Source organism: Cytobacillus spartinae, assembly GCF_042865285.1.
Lineage (GTDB): Bacteria > Bacillota > Bacilli > Bacillales > Cytobacillaceae > Robertmurraya_A > Robertmurraya_A spartinae.
In genome coordinates, this window is sequence record NZ_JBIACK010000015.1 from 81,489 (window position 1) to 99,952 (window position 18,464).

Genomic DNA, 18,464 nt, shown 5'->3' on the forward strand with positions numbered 1-18,464 from the left:
CAAATAGGGCGATTTTCTTTATATTTGATTTTTAAATTTAAGATGTCATCTTTACTTTTTTCTGCGTCGTTGTCCATTTGCCGCGGCTGGGACTTTTCACCAAGTCGTTATGAGCCAAGACATTTAAATCTCTTTGGATCGTACGAGGGGTTATACCAAATTCCTCCACTAGTTCTTGGGTTGTAACGGTCCCATGATTATTAATAAACATGTAGATGGATTTGATACGGTTTAACATCCGGTTAGTCGAAGGTTTCAAAGAACCACTCCCTATCCTTTTTTCAAACCATGGCATATACCTGCAACCGACAGCTTCTTTGAAGTTTACTCTTCAAAAGTATGTAATTTTCTTTTCCTAGACAACTCCTTTTCGTGTTCTAAGATGAGAAAAATCTAGATGTCAAAGATCTTGTTACTATTGTAACCTTATTTTCAAATAATTTCTACTTTTTCATTACTTTTTACAAAATATTAACAGAATTTATAAAAATTATACTTTTTCCGCTCACCTTCCTTTCTAGGGCTTTCGATATATCATATGGGATGAAGGCTTGTAAATATGATAATCGTTTGAAAATTAGAAAAAATAGGACACAATTTCCTCTATTCGTACAATTATTTTTCTATTATAATCTTCACGTATTTCCATTTTCCTTGAAAGGACGACAAAATTTTGGATCCATCGATACAGTCTCAATTAACGCATCGAAAAGAAAATATTTACTTTGCTTTTGTTTTATTGTTTAGCATACTTACTTACATCTTTTTGGCATTTTCCATAATAGGGATCGTTATTATTGCTTTCATGGTTCTTATCTCTGTTATTTTTCACGGATTAATGATGGGGGGAATCAGAAGAAATGGAGTAAAGCTCAGTGAGGAGCAGTTTCCAGATTTATATGAAAAAGCAGTTAAGGTGGCAACTGATATAGGTTTAAAGAAAATCCCTGATATCTATGTAGTGGAGTCGGCAGGAATATTAAATGCATTTGCTACAAGGTTTTTCGGTAGAAACATGGTTGTACTGTACTCTGATATTTTTGAATTGATTGAAAGAGAAGGGGAGAAGGAAGTATTATTTGTCCTTGCCCATGAATTCACACATTTAAAAAGAAAACACGTTATCGTGAGCTTGCTGCTTCTACCTGCTATGTGGGTTCCTTTTTTAGGGAATGCATATATGCGAGCTTGTGAGTATACTTGTGATCGCTATGCAGCTTATTATGTTCAATCTCTAGATGCTGCTAAAAATGCATTAACCATTTTAGCAATTGGAAAAGAGCTTTATTCAAAAGTAAACCAGCAAGCATATATGAAGCAGTTAGAAACAGAGTCAGGATTCTTTGTTTGGTTAAATGAAAAATTATCCAGTCATCCTCATTTACCAAAACGAATCTATTCTCTTTCTATCCTCTTTGCTTCTGACACGACAGAGGTGCTAAGTGAACCGAAAAGAAAAGTGTGGATTGGCTTAATTATTGCCATGTTTTCGACCATTCTTGTTAGTACAGGTCTTTTCGCAGGCTATAAAACTTTAGAAAAAGTGGACATGTTTTCTGAAATTTTTGCTGGGTTAGAAGGGACTACCCCTTTAATGGATGCAGCGAGCTCTAATGATGTAGAAGAGTTACAAGTGTTATTGGACGAAGGTCATGATATTGATGAAGTTGATAACGATGGTTCTACTGCACTTCACTGGGCTGTTTTTTATAATAGCTATGAGGCAGCTGAATTTTTATTAGAACAAGGCGCTAATCCAAATACACAGGATTCTTATGATACTACTCCTTTGATGAGTACGGTATTCATGGATGATATTGAAATGGCAGAATTGCTATTACAATATCATGCAGATCTAAGTTATGTGGATACAGACGGATTAACAGCCTATGATTATGCGGTCCAATACGAAAGTAATAATTTTATTCAATTATTTGATTCCTATCTGCAGGAATAGGATTTACTAGACTGTCATCTGGCAGTCTATTTTTTTTGATATCCCCTAAAAGAATTGAAAACTTTTCCAATATTCATTCGTATATATGGGCAGGAGGGAAGTAGTCATGACATTATTGAGAGTCGATATAAAAAATGCTGGATATGACAAAGAAAAAAACATTATTCAAGATATTGCGTTTTCCTTACAGAGGGGAGAACTAGTTGGACTTATTGGTCCTAATGGTGCTGGGAAAAGTACAACCATAAAATCAATCCTACAGCTTATAGAGAATATGGAAGGTGAAATTTCTTTTTATGATAATAGATATTCATACATACCTGAAAGACCCATTTTTTATGATGAATTGACGTTATGGGAGCATTTGGATTTTATTGCTGCAGTGGAAGAATTGGAAGATAAAGCTTATAAGAAGAAGGCGGAAGAACTACTTCGATTATACAAGCTTCTAGATTTTGGACACGAACTTCCTACCACATATTCAAAGGGGATGCAGCAAAAGGCAATGCTCGTGTTAGCTACCATTACTTCTCCTGAAATTTATATTATTGATGAACCATTTATAGGACTAGATCCAAATGCAATGAAGTCCTTTTTAACATCCATTCAAGAGGAAAGAAAACGTGGAGTAGGGATCTTGATGTCTACCCATGTTTTAGACACTGCCGAAAAGGTTTGTGACCGTTTCCTTCTTGTAAACAATGGAAAACTAGCTGCGTCTGGAACAATTAAGGAAATACGTCAGCAATGTAACTTGCCAGAAGGATCATTATTTGATTGTTTTCACTTTATTGCCGAGGAATTAGAAGATGAATAGTACACGACTTTTTATGAATAGACTTATAGATGAGTGGAAATTTCAATATAAAATTATAAGATCGGTTGCCGATTGGACCATTATTTTATACATCATCATTCCAAGTTTAGCGATTTTTTCTTTTGTTTATCGCTCATGGTGGATTGAATCACCGGTATGGATTGAAGCGATTCCTCTCCATCTTTTGTTATTTATTGGATGCTTGCTAGCCTTGGCGGGGCAATATCGAACATTCGTCAAAGAGGCTGATAAAGTCTTTCTAATTAAAAATAATCGGTTATTTCTTAATATGAAAAGAGAAGGATTTATCTACTCCATTGTCGTTCAGAGTTTAAACACAATTCTTATAACCACACTGCTCTTACCTTTCCTGATACGGCATTTTTCTTTAGAACCCATCTTGGTTGTTCAATATTTTATCTATTTGCTAGCTATAAAAATGCTATCCATGTATATTAAGGCAAGGGTCAGAAGGATCGGTAGAAAAGATCTTCGTTATTTGACTGGGTTTATCTGCTTAATATTATTCGGAGTCCTATCTTATACGATGCTCTTCTTCTGGGAAGCTGGTTTTGGGCTGGTTTGTAGTATGATTTCCATACTGATATCGGTTATATCCATTCTTTTACATATCCCCACGATTAAAAAAATAGATTCCTTTGAATACGAGCTAGCGATTGAAAAAGAAGAAAAATTAAAATACGTTCATGTTATTTATCAATTTTCATATGAAATAGAGAAGACAAATGTGTCGACAAGGACAAAGCCCTTTCTTAATAAAAGATCTAAAAGAATATTTAAAAAAAGAACGGCAGCAAATGGATTTATTGAACTTTTTATTAAGGTGTTTATTAGAAATCACTCCTACTGGCTCGCCTATTTACAAATCATATTTGTTACTGCCACTGCCCTTATTGTTGTACCACCTATTTGGATAAAAATTATTATCCTAGTAGGCTTTCTAATCGTTTTATATTCGTGGTTAGGGTTATTATGGAAGAAAATTACGGTTTCTCACCCTCTTATGAAAAAGTATGAGGAGGAGGAAGGATACTTTAAAGCTATGAGTTTTTGCATGAATAGTCTATTTAGTGTTGCATTTATTTTAACAACGATTATTTTCGTGGTAGGCTTATTAGTAACGGAAAGACTGCCATTTTAAAAAAGTAAAGACTGGAGGGATTGTTATTTTCTTTCAACGGTTCTTAAAGAAGTTGTTAACTTTAAATAATTGGCTGATTATCTCTTCAAGTGTCGTGCTAATCTTTGTGAGCACTGTCATTATGAGATTCATTGAACCTGAAACGTTCCCCACTTATTTTGATTCCTTTTGGTGGGTCATGACGACGGTCACAACAGTAGGGTATGGGGACTTTTATCCCGTATCAATCTTAGGCCGGCTATATGCTGTATTTTTATATTTATTTGGCATTGGCTTCATTGGAGTCGTCATTGGGAAAGTAGTAGAGGGATTTGCTCAATTTCGTTTGAAACAAGAGGAGGGTAAGATGAGTTATCTTGATAAAAACCACGTTGTAATCATAGGATGGTCCAAAAAAGCTCATTATGCTTTATTGGAAATACTAGAAGCTGATTCTAAAATTGAGATTGTTTTAATTTCAATGCTAGAAAAGACACCGATTCAACATGATCGTGTTCACTTCATCCATGGAGATGCAACGGATGACATCATTCTAAACAAGGCAAATATCAAGTATTCTAGGAGTGTCATTATCTTTGCTGATGATACGATTAAAGACAGTCAGTTATCGGACGGGAAATCCTTACTCATTGCAACCAGTATTGAGAGATTAGCTGGGGATTTACATATAACAGTAGAGATCCAAGTGGAGAAGCATATTGAATTGTTTAAGCATGTATCTGTCGATGAGTTTATTATTTCAGATGAAATGATTTCAAAAATGGCTGCACAATCTGTTCTTGCTAGAGGGGTAACGAATATTTACTCGCAACTAATGAGTAGAAAACTAGGGGATGATCTGTATCAGATTCCAACAAACCCAAAGTGGACTACTTATCGCGATGCATTTCATGACCTCTTAGAACAAGGAGCTACATTGATTAGCAACGGAGAAAATCTTAACATTAATCGTAGATTAGATGAAGCCATTGATGTTCATTCTAAACTCTATATAATATGTAACGAAGAAACATACAAAAAAATCGTCGGGAATGAGCATTAAGGAGGAAGGCTAGATGAAAGAAATTAATTGGCTGCAAGAGGTTGAGGAAAGAAAAGAAGCGCTTTTAGAGGATACTAAGAGTCTACTGCAGATTAAAAGTGTATTAGACGAAGAAAATCCTACCCCTGATGCTCCACTAGGAGAGGGAGTTAAAGAAGCACTTCAATTCATGTTAAATATAGGTGAAAAAGATGGTTTTACTACTAAAAATGTAGGAAACTTAGCAGGGCATTTGGAATTCGGTAAAGGTGAAGAAAGTGTTGGCATTCTTTGTCATGTTGATGTGGTACCAGAAGGAGATGGCTGGACTAGCGATCCTTATGGTGCTGACATTCGAGATGGCAAAATATTTGCTCGCGGGGCAATTGATGACAAAGGGCCGACAATGGCAGCCTACTACGCTATGAAGATTGTGAAAGAATTAGGTTTACCTATTAATAAGCGAGTTCGCATGATCATTGGGACTGACGAAGAAAGCAACTGGCGGTGTGTTGATCATTATTTTAAGCATGAAGAAATGCCGACTATGGGCTTTGCTCCAGATGCTGATTTCCCAATCATAAACGCTGAAAAGGGGATATGTGATATCGTTATCGTTCAGAGTCGTACTAGGGAATCTAATACCGACACTAGAAATAAAGTAGTCCATTTTGAGTCAGGTAGAAGATTTAACATGGTTCCAGATTATGCTAAGGTATCCCTTGTTACAGCGGATAATGAAACAGTCATTGTTCAAATGTTTGAGGATTTTCTTAAAGAACAAGACCTTAAAGGAAAGTACCATATCGATGGTGGAGAATTGATATTAGAAGTTGAAGGTGTTTCGGCTCATGGAATGGAGCCTAACAATGGTGTAAATGCAGGGCTGTTTTTAGGATTGTTCTTATCAAAGTTAAACATTGATGAATTTGCAACAGACTATTTCAAATTCGTTACTCAATACTTTTTGTACGATTCTAGAGGGAAAAAGCTTGGAATTGCATATGAAGACGCTATTTCGGGGGACTTAACGATTAATGTCGGTAAGCTATCCTTTCACCACGAGAAGGGTGGCACAGTTGGGATTAATCTTAGATATCCTGTTACCACGAATGTTGATAAAATGAAGGACACTTTACATACAGTTGTAAATGAATCTGGATTTACAATTGAAAGCTTTTCAAATTCAGCGCCACACCATGTTGACGAGAATGAATTCTTAATTACCACCTTACAGAAGGTATATGAGGAGCAGACTGGTGAAAGAGCTGAACTATTGGCTATTGGTGGAGGAACATATGCAAGGTCTCTGAAGGCAGGAGTGGCTTTTGGACCACTATTTCCAGGGAGACCCGATTGTGCACACCAAAAAGATGAATATATGATCATTGATGATTTAGTAAAGGCAACGGCTATTTATGCTCAAGCAATTTATGAATTAGCCAAATAAAAAATAAAAGAACCTCTAGAGGTTCTTTTATTGATTCTAGTCAAACATAAATAAGTCACTTGATAAGTATCTTTCACCCGTATCGCAAGCAATGCAAATAACTACTTCATCTGGTTGTAAAGTTTTCGCTACTTCTATAGCGGCGAAACATGCTGCACCAGAGGATGGACCTACTAATATTCCTTCTTCTTTTGCTAATCGGCGTGTAATTTCATACGCTTCCTCATCTTTAATTTTATGAATTTTGTCGTAGACATCTTGATTTAATATTTCTGGAATAAACCCTGGACTTGTTCCTACAAGCTTATGCTTTCCTGGCTTGCCTCCAGACAATACAGGTGATCCTGCGGGTTCTACCACGTGAACTTGAATATCCGGATAATGTTCTTTTAGAACCTCTCCAGTTCCTGTAATCGTTCCACCTGTCCCAGCTGTAGCTACAAAGGCCTTGAGTGGCTTACCAATCTCTTTCATTGCCTCAATAATTTCTAGAGCTGTAGATTGCCTGTGAGCATCTGGATTTGCATCATTTTCAAACTGCATAGGAATAAAACTATTTGGTATTTCTTCTGCAAGTTCTTTTGCTTTTTGTATAGACCCAGGCATTTTTTCATCTCCTGGAGTTAGTACTACCTCAGCACCGTATGCTTTTAAAATATTGATTCGCTCTAGGGTCATCGTGTCAGGCATGACTAAAATAGCTCGATAGCCACGCGCAGCAGCGTTCATTGCAAGCCCTATTCCTGTATTACCGCTAGTAGGTTCTATAATGGTTGATCCCTTTTTTAAAAGACCAGCCTCTTCAGCCTTTACAATCATGTTAAAGGCTGCACGGTCTTTAACGCTTTTACTTGGGTTATAAAATTCAAGTTTTAAGTAGACAGATGCACCATTTTCAGGTGCTAAACGGTTTAACTTAACTAAAGGGGTATCTCCAATTAAATCTGAAATATTACCGACTACTTTCATTTTCCCTTTTCTCTCCTTCTAGGTAAGGCATCTATTTTTAAAAACCAATGTTAAAAGTAAATATGAATCCCAAATCGTTTTCCCTTTGGGATTAAAATGCTCTTAAATAGGTAGTCTAAACATAATTAGTTTACTTTCTATTATCATACATAAAACATACTATTCCAATCAAATCAAAGGGTATACTAGGATATTTATTTAGGCTTTTTACTATCGAAGATGTTGTTGTCTTTTGTTCATGGTAGCGTTTGCCTCAGGTAAGGGTGAATTTTATTTTAATTGACTATAAGCAGCTAACTCCTCTATGCATTGCTTTTATTTATAATGCTAGTTCAACCCCTTTTTGCTAAAATTATTAAAAATGTGTTAAGAAAGGACGTTATAATGGATAAGAAGGCTCATTATTTTTATGCGATTAGTTTGCCTCGTGAAGTTAAAGAAATGTTAAATGAGCAAATGGTGGACTTAAAAAGTAAGCTTTCTTTTAAAACGTGGGTCCATCATGAAGATTTACATATTACTCTTGCATTTCTAGGACATGCTCCTGAACTTAAACTGAAATCTTCAGTAGAGCTTGTCAAACGTAATATCGTCGATTGTCCTAGCTTTACGTTAACGATTCATCAACTAGGAGTCTTTGGAAAGCAGGAGTTTCCAAGAATATTTTGGGCTGATGTTCAAAAAGAGCCTCTTTTAGATGGTGTAAGAAAACAAGTTTTTTCCTCCTGTCTAGAGGCAGGATTTGAACTAGAAACAAGACCATTCCGACCACATATTACATTTGCTAGGAAGTGGGTTGGTGACCAGCCATTCACACAGCAACAGCTTGAAAACAGTAATATTTTTTCAAAACAACCTGTGACGTTTACAGCCAATGAGGTTGTGTTATACCAAACAAATTTAGATCGAATACCAAAGTACGAAACGATTCAAACGTTTCCGCTTAGTCAATAGACAGACTTGATAAAAGATAGTCTATACGGGCACAGCCTTAAAAATATACAGAGTAAGGCAGGTCAATTTTTTAATGGGACAATTAATAAAACTACAAGATTATGTATCGCGCTATGAACAAAATATTTTTCAATACCCTTCAAGATATGTCCGACTGAAAAAACAACAGTGGGAGAAAGTCCAATCCCTATGGGAAAACGAATCAACGTTTGTTCAGTCTTTTGAAGAAGAGCCTTCTATCCCTGAATGGTTAGAAGAAAAACAACCTTTATTCAATAAATTAAAAGGATTCTTAAAGATTCGGAAAAAAGACATGGAGCTTGATGAACAAGAGGAGATAGAGGAAGAGGAAGAAGAATATGAGGAGGAAGGGTATTCCTCTCTGCAATTCAACCCCTCCTTCTCATTTAGACCTAACACAATAGATGAATTGAAATTACAATTCCTAGATCAGTTATTTCGCTTTCAAATGAAATGGGCAAGTACCACTATAACAGAACAATCATTTGTAGAAAAAAGTTACTATTTTGATGAACGATTAAAATATTTTTTACAAAGGTTCCCGGATACGTTTCTCGTTTTATATAATCCTATCTTTTTATTAAAAAAGGCACCTGTAGAAGTTGATCCCATTATCATAACGCCAACCGAAATCTGGTGTATTACTTTTCTAGAGGATGAGGATTTGTCTGTGTATGTAGGATCAAAGGAACGTTTCTGGATTAAGCGTAATCAAGAAAAAGAAGAAAAAGTTTTAAATCCACTACTTGCTTTAAACAGAACAGAAAAAATCATAAAGAAAATTTTAGAATTGTACGAAATAGAGCTTCCGATACATAAGGTAGTATTAAGCAGAAATGGATACATTGATTATCCAACTGTACCTTATGATGTTCAATTTGTTGAAAGGAGAAACTATGAAAAATGGTTTCAAACGATGAGAGCTCATCGGTCTCCGCTTAAGCACATCCAGTTTAAGGCGGCTCAAGCATTGTTACAATACTGCCAGACTACGAGTGTGAAGCGACTTGAATGGGAGATGAATGATTAATACATTCGGCATGTAATAAATGGCTCTGTTAAACGTGGGAGTTGAATTCCCCTCCAATCTACACTGTGAAAAAACACATGGTTCTTTAACAGAGCTAAACAAATAGAAAAAGGAAGATTGTATGAAGGCAATCTATTTTATTATCAATCCTCAAGCAAGAAATGGATATAGTCAGAAGGTGTGGGCACAGGTTGAAAAAGAACTTTGTGATTTAAAGATCCCTTATATGGCCTTTTTTACTAAATACCGTGGGAATGCCCAGGAAATTGTTCACTCAATCGTAAAGAAGTCTAAAGGGGAAAAAATCGTTATCGTTGCTGTTGGCGGGGATGGTACGATGAATGAAGTAGTTAATGGGGTTGTAAAATATAAAAATGTTATAACAGGGTTTATTCCAGGTGGATCTGGAAATGATTTCTCAAGGGGGTACCATATACCCAAAGATCCTATTGCAGCCCTCAAACTCATATTGCGTCAAATAAAAAAAGAAGATCAGTACGTGGATATTGGTAGAATTGAACATGGTTCTGATGAGGCATTCTTTATTAGTAGCATGGGAGCAGGGTTTGATGCCTTGGTATCGAAAGAAGCTAATTCTTCTAGAATGAAAGGTATATTAAATCGCCTAGGACTCACAAGTTTCGTATACGTGTATTTCTTACTAAAAAATCTATTTACTTACGAACTTAAAACGGTTGAAGTCGTGATAGATGGTAAGACACATTTGTTCGAATCTACATGGTTTGTGACGGTATCAAACCAGCCTTATTATGGGGGAGGAATGAAAATTTCACCAGAAGCCTCACCATATGACGGCCTGTTAGATGTCACAGTTGTTCAAAAGCTTTCTAGGGTAAAGCTGTTATTTGTATTTATAACGGTCTTTTGGGCCGGGCACACCCGTTTTAGAGAAGTAAAATTCTTAAAAGGTAGAAGTATAGGGATTCAATCTCAAAACCCTATGGATGTTCATGTTGATGGTGAATATATCGGAGGAACTCCTTTGAAAATTCAGGCTTGTCACCAGGTGTTACCAATTCTTAAGAGGGGAATAAAGAATGAAGAGGAGGTAAAGGAGCTGACTTCTAATGATTGTAATTGATAGGGAATTCCAGTGTTATTTAGATCAAGTCAATGAGATCACAATCTTGTTACCTAAAACATATTACGGAGGAAAATCCTCTACGTTTACTTTAGAAGAAGAAGAGGGGAGTTCCCAACAACTAACGATAAAAGAGCAACTGGAGCTAGATCATTCTATTAAGTATATTTGTTCTTGTGAGAAAGAGCCTGAAATTGGGCGTCAGTATTGGATTGTTGATGAACACAACTGCCGAACAGACCTTCAGATTGGAGCAGTTATTCGGACACGAGAATTTGATGAAAGGTTCTTTTTTAAAGGGGAACTTGGTTTTCAATACAGCAAGAATGAAACAACCTTTAAGATTTGGGCTCCTACAGCTACAAACGTAAGGTTAAAGCTAGCAACACCTGACGAAGTAGAAGAAGAACCTATTAATATGAAGAGAGAACAACAAGGGGTTTGGACCATTTCGATTAATAGGGATATAGAGAGTTATCGTTATTCATTTTTAGTATGTGTAAATTTAGAGTGGAGGGAAGCGGTTGATCCCTATGCTGTTGCGGTAAATGAAAATGGGAAACTTGGAGTCATTGTAGATTTGTCCAAGACTAGATTAGAAAATGTTAGACCATCCCGCCAACTTGAACATCCTGTTGACTGTATTATTTATGAGACACATATTAGAGATTTTACAATCCATAAAAATAGTGGCGTAACAAGGAAGGGAACCTACTTAGGAGCTGGCGAACTCCATACCAAGGGGAAGAAAGGGACATTAACGGGTCTTTCTTATATAAAAGAATTAGGCGTCACTCATATTGAATTTCTGCCCTTCAATGACTTTGAAGGAGTAGATGAATCCGGCGAAAAACAGGAATATAATTGGGGCTATAATCCTCTTCATTTCAATGTACCGGATGGGAGCTATTCTACGAATCCGGCTGACCCTTACTCAAGAATAAAAGAACTAAAGCAATTGATTCAGACAATTCATCAGGAAGACCTAAGAGTCATCATGGATGTTGTCTATAATCATGTATACATCCGTGAAGAATCAGCTTTTGAAAAAATAGTTCCTGGCTATTTTTTTCGACACGATGAAAACGGAATGCCCTCCAACGGAACAGGAGTAGGGAATGATATTGCTTCGGAAAGATTGATGGTCCGGAAGTTTATTGTTGATTCCGTAACTTTTTGGAAACGTGAGTATCACATCGATGGCTTCCGCTTTGATCTCATGGGTATTCTTGATGTAGATACGATGAGAGAAATAAGGAATGCTTTGGACCAAATGGATAACAAGACAATGATCATTGGAGAAGGGTGGGATTTAAACACGCCGCTTCCTGCCGAGAAAAAATCAAATATAAGGAATCAGCGCGAATTGCCTCGTATTGGCCAGTTTAACGATTGGTTCCGTGATTCTATAAAAGGAAGTACGTTTAACCTTTATGACAAAGGATATGCACTAGCGAATGAGCATTATTATGATTCTGCAAAGAAAGTGATTGCTGGTAGTGTAAGCCTTTCTAAAAAGGATAAGGGATTGTTTTTAGAACCAAATCAATGTGTGAATTATGTGGAGTCCCATGATAATCATACATTTTGGGATAAACTCAATGTGTGTGAAGCGGATGAAACTGTAGAGTTTAGGAAGAAAAGGCAAAAGCTTGCTAATGCCTTGGTTCTTTTATCACAAGGAATCCCTTTTCTCCATAGTGGACAGGAATTTTTCCGTACGAAAAATGGAGAAGGGAACAGTTATCGTTCGCTAGATAAAGTAAATCAATTAGACTGGGATTTGAAGGAAAAGAACATGGAATATGTTCAGTATGTTATGGGCTTAATCAAACTAAGAAAATCTCATGGAGCATTTAGGCTTCCTGATTCAGATTTAATAAGAAAACACGTGAAGTTTCTGTCTCTACCAAAGCCTCTCATTGGATACTCATTAAATGATGTCGCACAATTTGGTAATTGGGGTACCATTATCACAATATTTAATCCAAAAAAGGAAGAATTTGGAGTTGATTTACCCGATAAAGGATGGAACTTATTGGTCAACGAGTCGGTTGCTGGCTTAGAACCTATCACTATAATAAAAGATGGAAAAGTGACAATCATGCCTTGTAGCTGCTTTGTTCTTGCCAAATAATTTAGCTTAAAAGCTATTTTCTTATAATAATTTACTATGACTAAAACCCTAATAGGCATTATGGTTTCTTGTAAATTAATGAGGATATTACGCTAGATGGGTTGACGAAGGTAGCAACTAGGAGATAAAATTTAAAAGGATAGCTATTGTTGTTTCTTGCTACAATAGCTGTTTTTTTATTTTAAAATATTTCTTTCACTTTATATAAATAATCCAGAGAATACCCACACGTTATTTTGACATTTCCAGTGGGTTTTTAATTGTTTTAGGCTATTTTTGTTTATTCTACTGATCTAAATAAAGAGCTAGCATTTTGTTCATAACATACAAAATTTAGTTCATTGGAATGCCTATCTTATATGAAATATACACAAATGAAGGTGAACGATTTTGGAACACTTACTTGGACAAGAATGGGAGATTGTCCCTGCCGGCGGGGCTACCGGAGAAGCATTTATTGCACAACATGACCAACAGAGGCTTTTTTTAAAGCGTAATTCCTCTCCTTTCCTTGCCGTTTTGTCAGCAGAAGGAATTGTTCCTAAACTAGTTTGGACAAAGAGATTGGAAAATGGAGATGTGATCTCTGCACAGCAATGGTTAAGCGGGAGGGTGTTGGAACCTTCAGAAATGAATGGGTTACGTGTGGCAAGGCTACTGCAAAAAATCCACCAATCAGAACCGTTGTTAGGCATGTTAAAGAGACTTGGGAAATCTCCACTTCTTCCTGAAGAGCTTCTAAAATTGTTAGAAGAAGAATTAGATTTGGAGGTTCGTAATCTTCCAGTCATATTAACTTCTATGAATTTTTTAAAAAAAGAGCTTACGAATGTGTATTGTGAGGAAATGGTTGTTTGTCATTGTGATGTTAATCATAATAACTGGTTGATGACGGATACGAACGAATTGTATTTAATTGATTGGGATGGAGCTATGATTGCAGATCCAGCTATTGATTTAGGAATGTTACTGTATTGGTATATTCCTGAAAATGCATGGCAAGATTGGGTAAGGCTCTACGGAATTGAATTAACAGACCAGCTAACCCTTAGAATGAAATGGTATGTAATTACTCAAACCATCACTTCTATTCAATTTTACAAAACGAAAAATCGCTTAGAAGAAATGGAAAAAGCGATTCTTCATCTTAAAAGAATAGTATAAATTTAAGACCGTTAGTTAATTGCTAACGGTCTTACACTTTCTATGAGAATTGATCAATCTCACTTACCCACTGTGATAAGTTACCTTGATGGGATTCAATATGCTGATCTAAGTTATTTGAGTTAATCCCATGTTGGCTATAGTAATATATCTCTTCCAATACACTTTTTACATTTTGGTCAATGTTCGTGTTTGCTAACAAGGACTTAATGAGTCTTTCTAATTGTTTAAGCTCTGCAACTGAACCGCAGCAATCCATTTGGTGGTTGTTCAATATATCTTTTAGCAGACCTACTTGGTCATATTGATTCAATGGCATACGGACACTACCTCTCTAGGGTACTTTTTTTTAGTGAAACAAAAAAAAGGAATTCACGTGTAGGTTGTGAATTCCTTTTTTTATTTATACGCTAAATCATGAAAAACACCCCATCTTATGATGATTACTCAAATTTTTAAATTTGCTAATAATAAGTAATGGAATGTAAAAGCTTCATTCTTTCAGATCTCTTATAGAATTCCCAAAGACTGTTGCATCATTAATCGTTGCATGATATGGTTTGAACGATATTATTTTTTTAGGGGTGTCAACATGCGTGTTAGAAATAAACCTTGGGCAATGGATAAATTACAATCCTACCCTCAATACGTTCTGTCTTCTCCGGAACAATATAAAGGTAAATGGAATGAGGTTTTTGTTAAAAATCAGCCTCTTCATATCGAAATAGGAACAGGCAAAGGGCGTTTTATTACTGGGATGGCAAAGGCAAATCCTCATATTAACTATATTGGGATTGAATTAAATGAAAACGTCATTGTGACAGCTTTGGATTTATTAATCGAAGAGAATTTACCGAACTTAAGACTTATGAATGTAAACGCTAATGATTTAGGAGATATTTTTGAAAAAGGAGAGGTTGATCAAGTTTATTTAAACTTTTCCGATCCTTGGCCGAAAACTCGTCATGCCAAACGGAGGTTAACCTACAAAAGCTTCTTGAAGGTATATGAGGGAATTCTTAAGGACAGGGGAGAAATTCATTTTAAAACCGATAACCAAGGATTGTTTGAATACTCTCTAATGAGTTTTTCTGAGTACGGTTTACTATTAAAGTATGTTAGCCTAGACCTACATAATAGCGATTTTGAAGGTAATATCATGACCGAATATGAAGAAAAATTCTCCAGTAAGGGAAGTAGAATTTATCGCTGTGAGGTTCAATATCGATAGATGAATACGTTGTGTAAAAAGGGTGCTCGATTATGCTGAGTACTCTTTTTGTTGCTAAAGTAATCTATAAAGATATTAGGGAGCTATGTATAAAACGGCCAAGGCAATAATTTAGATGTTTTTGTTAGTAACCAAACACTTCTCTGCATGAATCTTCTGACAAGTCTACCATTAAAATGTTAAAATATAGATAGTATGATTCAGAAGGGGGAAGCTAGATGGAGACATTGCAATTAAACAATTGTAGGCTAACATGGCTAAAGGGTGGAGTCACTCATCTGGACGGGGGAGCAATGTTTGGAGTTGTTCCAAAAGCTCTTTGGTCAAGAAAATATCCGCATAATGAAAATAATCAAATAGAGCTACGAACAGACCCCATTTTAATCCAATGGGAAGGCAAAAATATATTAATTGAGACTGGGATTGGTAAGGGAAAGCTAAATGAAAAACAAAAAAGAAACTTTGGAGTGTTAGAGGAATCCGAGATTGAAGATGAGCTACAATCTTTAGGGTTATCGTTTGAGGATATCGACTATATCTTAATGACTCATCTTCATTTTGACCATGCTTGTGGTTTAACAAGAAGTCAAGATGGTGAATATGTTTCTGTTTTTCCTAATAGTAAAATTATTGCTTCAAAAGTAGAATGGGATGAAATGAGAGAGCCAAACATCCGATCTAAAAATACATATTGGAGAGAAAATTGGGAAGCCATACAAAATCAAGTAGAAACTTTTGAAGATGAGTGGAATTTAGGTCCAATTAAAATGGTTCACACTGGTGGTCATAGTGATGGGCATTCTATCGTCGTTATTGAGGATGGTGAAGACTTAGTTATCCATATGGCAGATATCATGGGTACCCACGCCCACCAAAATGTTTTATGGGTTATGGCCTATGATGACTATCCAATGGATTCAATTAAGGCAAAAGACAAATGGATGAAGTATGGATTAGAAAATAAAGCTTGGTTCACTTTCTATCACGATGCGTTTTACAGAGCAATTAAATGGGATACTGAAAACAACATTTTAGATAAAGTGGAGAGGATACGATAGATAGATATCCGATCCTCATATAAAATAAAACCTCCATTTTGGGGGTTTTATTTTATATGTTCCGTTAACAATCGGACTAGATTTTATATACATCTAATATCGTTCCAGTTTCCGCATCTGCAACAAACTCATATTGTTCTAGTACTTCCTCAACAAATCTGGAGATCCCGCCTTTGTATACATTGTACGTAATATGTTGTTTTTCGAAGACCTCTGGTTTCATATGAATCCACGAGCCACTTATCGATCCCAATTCTTTGAAGGTGTTTTTAGCATTGGCTAAAGCTTTTTCAGGTGAGACAAATGTTTTACGAGTTAGTATTTCTTTGGTCGCGTAGCCACTTACTAAGCCAATTCCCAATCCGTATAAAAAAGATTTCCAATTCACGTAGCAATCCCTCCTATTAATAGAACTCTCTCTTTATATTCATCATAGCAAAGAACGATGTAGTATATCTAATCTTTACCCGCTTTTATATGTGTTAATTTATTTTTGAAGAACATGAGTTAAAAAAACATAATAATTTGTATTTATTACTCTAATCATAATGTATGGTCAAGATTCATGTGAAATGATATTTATAGAAGAAAAGAAAAAGTATTTAGGAAGCCTAAACTTTAAGGTGGTAAGACGTAAGAAAGTTCTGTAAAATAGACAATATACATATGGAAAAGCCTACATATTGAAAAGGGGTCGATTACATGAACGAAAAAACATTACAGCTTTTTAAAACGTTAACAGAACTTCCGGGTGCTCCTGGAAATGAGCATTTAGTTCGTAAGTTTATGCGTGAACAGCTTGCTAAATATTCAGATGAGGTAGTCCAAGATAAATTAGGTAGCATTTTTGGTGTAAAAAGAGGAGATGAAACAGGGCCAACAGTCATGGTTGCAGGCCACATGGATGAAGTTGGATTTATGGTTACATCGATCACTGATAATGGCATGCTACGTTTTCAGACTTTAGGTGGCTGGTGGAACCAAGTTATGTTAGCTCAGCGAGTTGAAGTGATAACTGATAATGGTCCTGTTATTGGGGTTATTGGATCAATCCCTCCTCATTTATTAGACGAGGAAAAACGTAAGAAGCCAATGGAAATTAGCAATATGCTCATTGATATTGGAGCGGATGACAAAGAAGATGCAATCAGAATTGGAATCAAGCCTGGTCAACAAATTGTTCCAGTTTGTCCATTTACTCCGATGGCTAACGATAAAAAGATTTTAGCAAAGGCTTGGGATAACCGTTATGGTTGTGGATTAGCTGTTGAATTATTAGATGAATTAAAAGATGAAAAGTTACCTAACATCCTTTATTCTGGAGCTACGGTTCAGGAGGAAGTTGGTCTAAGGGGAGCTCAAACGGCTGCTAACATGATTAAGCCAGATATTTTCTTTGCTTTGGATGCAAGTCCAGCTAATGATATGTCAGGCGATAAAAAGGAATTCGGTCATTTAGGAAAAGGTACTCTATTAAGAATCCTTGACCGTTCTATGGTAACCCACCGTGGAATGAGAGAATTTGTGTTGGATACTGCTGAGCAAAATAACATCCCTTATCAGTATTTCATTTCCCAAGGTGGTACTGACGCAGGACGAGTACATACATCTAATGAAGGTGTACCAAGTGCTGTTGTGGGAATCTGCTCACGTTACATCCATACTTCAGCATCAATTATTCATGTGGATGATTATGCTGCTGCAAAAGAACTTTTAGTAAAATTAGTGAAATCATGTGATCAGTCTACAGTTGATTCTATTAAACAAAATAGTTAATGATAAACTTAAAGAGGGGTGGCCGGCCGATGGCTGCCTCTTTTTAAGTGTTTGGGAGGAAGGATATGAAGATTATTATTGGTTCTCTGAACCCAGCGAAAACGAGGGCTGTAGAAGAAGCTTTTTCGAATTATAGTTCTAGTTTTTTATATTTAGATGTGCCTTCTGGTGTGAGCGAACAGCCTTTTTCAGACGATGAAACAATTAGAGGTGCAATCAATCGAGCCAATTTAGCACTAGAACAAGGTGAAGGAAATATTGGCATAGGTCTTGAAGGAGGAGTTCAAAAAACAGAACATGGCCTGTTTTTATGTAATTGGGGTGCTCTAGTTGAAAAAAATCAACCTCCTATAATAGGTGGAGGTGCTAGAATACTTTTACCAAATGTTATAGCAGAGAGGTTGTTAGCAGGAGAAGAACTAGGCCCGGTCATGGATGATTTTAGTAAAAAAGAGAATGTTCGAAAAAATGAAGGGGCTGTTGGGATTTTTACTAATGGCTTAATTAATCGAGCGGACATGTTCGGACATGTAATGAAGTTATTGGTTGGACAATATGAATATAGAAATAAACAAGGAGTTTAGGCTTTTTTGAGCCAACTCCTTGTTTTTAGTT

At 36.1% G+C, this 18,464-nt stretch carries 18 protein-coding genes; 14 read left to right on the plus strand and 4 right to left on the minus strand.

All coding sequences use genetic code 11. From position 1 onward, the window contains the following. Window positions 1-37 precede the first annotated feature (37 nt). Entirely contained in the window at window positions 38-259 is a 222-nt protein-coding gene (locus ACFYKX_RS22655) for a DeoR family transcriptional regulator (RefSeq protein ID WP_389363851.1), read from the minus strand. Window positions 260-673: 414 nt separating this feature from the next. On the opposite strand from ACFYKX_RS22655, the gene ACFYKX_RS22660 reads away from it, so the two are divergent. From ACFYKX_RS22660 to pepV, 5 genes are all read left to right on the plus strand, one after another. Further along, a complete protein-coding gene (locus ACFYKX_RS22660; protein ID WP_389363853.1) occupies window positions 674-1,957 on the plus strand; it encodes a M48 family metallopeptidase in 1,284 nt (427 codons plus the stop codon). A gap of 106 nt (window positions 1,958-2,063) precedes the next feature. After that, window positions 2,064-2,774 (plus strand): ABC transporter ATP-binding protein, encoded by a 711-nt coding sequence (locus tag ACFYKX_RS22665; RefSeq protein ID WP_389363855.1) that lies wholly within the window; start codon window positions 2,064-2,066, stop codon window positions 2,772-2,774. Then, on the plus strand, window positions 2,767-3,936 hold the full coding sequence (locus ACFYKX_RS22670) for an ABC transporter permease (protein WP_389363857.1): 1,170 nt from the start codon (window positions 2,767-2,769) through the stop codon (window positions 3,934-3,936). Before ACFYKX_RS22665 ends, ACFYKX_RS22670 begins: the two co-directional genes overlap by 8 nt. A gap of 25 nt (window positions 3,937-3,961) precedes the next feature. Further along, window positions 3,962-4,978, plus strand: a complete 1,017-nt coding sequence (locus ACFYKX_RS22675; protein ID WP_389363912.1) for a potassium channel family protein — start codon at window positions 3,962-3,964, stop codon at window positions 4,976-4,978. 13 nt (window positions 4,979-4,991) lie between these two features. Then, complete coding sequence (gene pepV / locus ACFYKX_RS22680) at window positions 4,992-6,407, plus strand: dipeptidase PepV (RefSeq protein ID WP_389363859.1); 1,416 nt, start codon at window positions 4,992-4,994, stop codon at window positions 6,405-6,407. 36 nt (window positions 6,408-6,443) lie between these two features. Here the strand turns inward: pepV and cysK are convergent, their stop codons facing one another. Beyond that, complete coding sequence (cysK, locus tag ACFYKX_RS22685) at window positions 6,444-7,376, minus strand: cysteine synthase A (protein WP_389363861.1); 933 nt, start codon at window positions 7,374-7,376, stop codon at window positions 6,444-6,446. A 384-nt stretch (window positions 7,377-7,760) separates the two neighbouring features. On the opposite strand from cysK, the gene thpR reads away from it, so the two are divergent. The 5 genes from thpR (at window position 7,761) to ACFYKX_RS22710 (ending at window position 13,784) form a co-directional block, all read left to right on the plus strand. After that, entirely contained in the window at window positions 7,761-8,330 is a 570-nt protein-coding gene (gene thpR / locus ACFYKX_RS22690) for an RNA 2',3'-cyclic phosphodiesterase (protein ID WP_389363863.1), read from the plus strand. A gap of 73 nt (window positions 8,331-8,403) precedes the next feature. After that, window positions 8,404-9,381 (plus strand): nuclease-related domain-containing protein, encoded by a 978-nt coding sequence (locus ACFYKX_RS22695; RefSeq protein ID WP_389363865.1) that lies wholly within the window; start codon window positions 8,404-8,406, stop codon window positions 9,379-9,381. 121 nt (window positions 9,382-9,502) lie between these two features. Further along, complete coding sequence (locus tag ACFYKX_RS22700; RefSeq protein ID WP_389363867.1) at window positions 9,503-10,483, plus strand: diacylglycerol/lipid kinase family protein; 981 nt, start codon at window positions 9,503-9,505, stop codon at window positions 10,481-10,483. After that, window positions 10,470-12,620, plus strand: coding sequence for a type I pullulanase (gene pulA / locus ACFYKX_RS22705; protein ID WP_389363869.1), 2,151 nt, complete (start codon window positions 10,470-10,472; stop codon window positions 12,618-12,620). Before ACFYKX_RS22700 ends, pulA begins: the two co-directional genes overlap by 14 nt. A 390-nt stretch (window positions 12,621-13,010) precedes the next feature. Beyond that, the gene (locus ACFYKX_RS22710) at window positions 13,011-13,784 is read left to right on the plus strand and encodes a phosphotransferase (RefSeq protein WP_389363871.1); all 774 of its coding nucleotides are present in this window, start codon (window positions 13,011-13,013) and stop codon (window positions 13,782-13,784) included. Between the two features lie 40 nt (window positions 13,785-13,824). Here the strand turns inward: ACFYKX_RS22710 and ACFYKX_RS22715 are convergent, their stop codons facing one another. Beyond that, window positions 13,825-14,103, minus strand: a complete 279-nt coding sequence (locus ACFYKX_RS22715) for a YtzH-like family protein (protein WP_389363873.1) — start codon at window positions 14,101-14,103, stop codon at window positions 13,825-13,827. A 273-nt stretch (window positions 14,104-14,376) separates the two neighbouring features. Here ACFYKX_RS22715 and trmB point away from each other — a divergent pair, with 273 nt between their 5' ends. Next, window positions 14,377-15,015, plus strand: a complete 639-nt coding sequence (gene trmB, locus ACFYKX_RS22720) for a tRNA (guanosine(46)-N7)-methyltransferase TrmB (protein ID WP_389363875.1) — start codon at window positions 14,377-14,379, stop codon at window positions 15,013-15,015. 218 nt (window positions 15,016-15,233) lie between these two features. Continuing rightward, complete coding sequence (locus tag ACFYKX_RS22725) at window positions 15,234-16,073, plus strand: YtnP family quorum-quenching lactonase (protein WP_389363877.1); 840 nt, start codon at window positions 15,234-15,236, stop codon at window positions 16,071-16,073. 76 nt (window positions 16,074-16,149) lie between these two features. On the opposite strand, the gene ACFYKX_RS22730 is transcribed toward ACFYKX_RS22725, so the two are convergent. Next, window positions 16,150-16,461: a PepSY domain-containing protein gene (locus ACFYKX_RS22730; RefSeq protein WP_389363879.1), complete on the minus strand. Its 312-nt coding sequence runs from the start codon at window positions 16,459-16,461 to the stop codon at window positions 16,150-16,152. A 314-nt stretch (window positions 16,462-16,775) separates the two neighbouring features. Between ACFYKX_RS22730 and ACFYKX_RS22735 the strand changes: the two genes are divergently transcribed. Both ACFYKX_RS22735 and ACFYKX_RS22740 read left to right on the plus strand, forming a co-directional pair. Beyond that, on the plus strand, window positions 16,776-17,849 hold the full coding sequence (locus tag ACFYKX_RS22735) for a M42 family metallopeptidase (RefSeq protein WP_389363881.1): 1,074 nt from the start codon (window positions 16,776-16,778) through the stop codon (window positions 17,847-17,849). Window positions 17,850-17,914: 65 nt separating this feature from the next. After that, entirely contained in the window at window positions 17,915-18,433 is a 519-nt protein-coding gene (locus ACFYKX_RS22740) for a DUF84 family protein (RefSeq protein WP_389363883.1), read from the plus strand. Window positions 18,434-18,464: the final 31 nt, after the last annotated feature.

Excerpts from the sequence above, each read along its gene's own strand:
- ACFYKX_RS22665 (WP_389363855.1), top strand. The coding sequence starts at position 2,064 with ATGACATTATTGAGAGTCGATATAAAAAATGCTGGATATGACAAAGAA.
- ACFYKX_RS22670 (WP_389363857.1), top strand. The coding sequence starts at position 2,767 with ATGAATAGTACACGACTTTTTATGAATAGACTTATAGATGAGTGGAAA.
- pepV (WP_389363859.1), top strand. The coding sequence starts at position 4,992 with ATGAAAGAAATTAATTGGCTGCAAGAGGTTGAGGAAAGAAAAGAAGCG.
- cysK (WP_389363861.1), bottom strand. The coding sequence starts at position 7,376 with ATGAAAGTAGTCGGTAATATTTCAGATTTAATTGGAGATACCCCTTTA.
- thpR (WP_389363863.1), top strand. The coding sequence starts at position 7,761 with ATGGATAAGAAGGCTCATTATTTTTATGCGATTAGTTTGCCTCGTGAA.
- ACFYKX_RS22695 (WP_389363865.1), top strand. The coding sequence starts at position 8,404 with ATGGGACAATTAATAAAACTACAAGATTATGTATCGCGCTATGAACAA.
- ACFYKX_RS22700 (WP_389363867.1), top strand. The coding sequence starts at position 9,503 with ATGAAGGCAATCTATTTTATTATCAATCCTCAAGCAAGAAATGGATAT.
- pulA (WP_389363869.1), top strand. The coding sequence starts at position 10,470 with ATGATTGTAATTGATAGGGAATTCCAGTGTTATTTAGATCAAGTCAAT.
- ACFYKX_RS22715 (WP_389363873.1), bottom strand. The coding sequence starts at position 14,103 with ATGCCATTGAATCAATATGACCAAGTAGGTCTGCTAAAAGATATATTG.
- trmB (WP_389363875.1), top strand. The coding sequence starts at position 14,377 with ATGCGTGTTAGAAATAAACCTTGGGCAATGGATAAATTACAATCCTAC.
- ACFYKX_RS22725 (WP_389363877.1), top strand. The coding sequence starts at position 15,234 with ATGGAGACATTGCAATTAAACAATTGTAGGCTAACATGGCTAAAGGGT.
- ACFYKX_RS22735 (WP_389363881.1), top strand. The coding sequence starts at position 16,776 with ATGAACGAAAAAACATTACAGCTTTTTAAAACGTTAACAGAACTTCCG.
- ACFYKX_RS22740 (WP_389363883.1), top strand. The coding sequence starts at position 17,915 with ATGAAGATTATTATTGGTTCTCTGAACCCAGCGAAAACGAGGGCTGTA.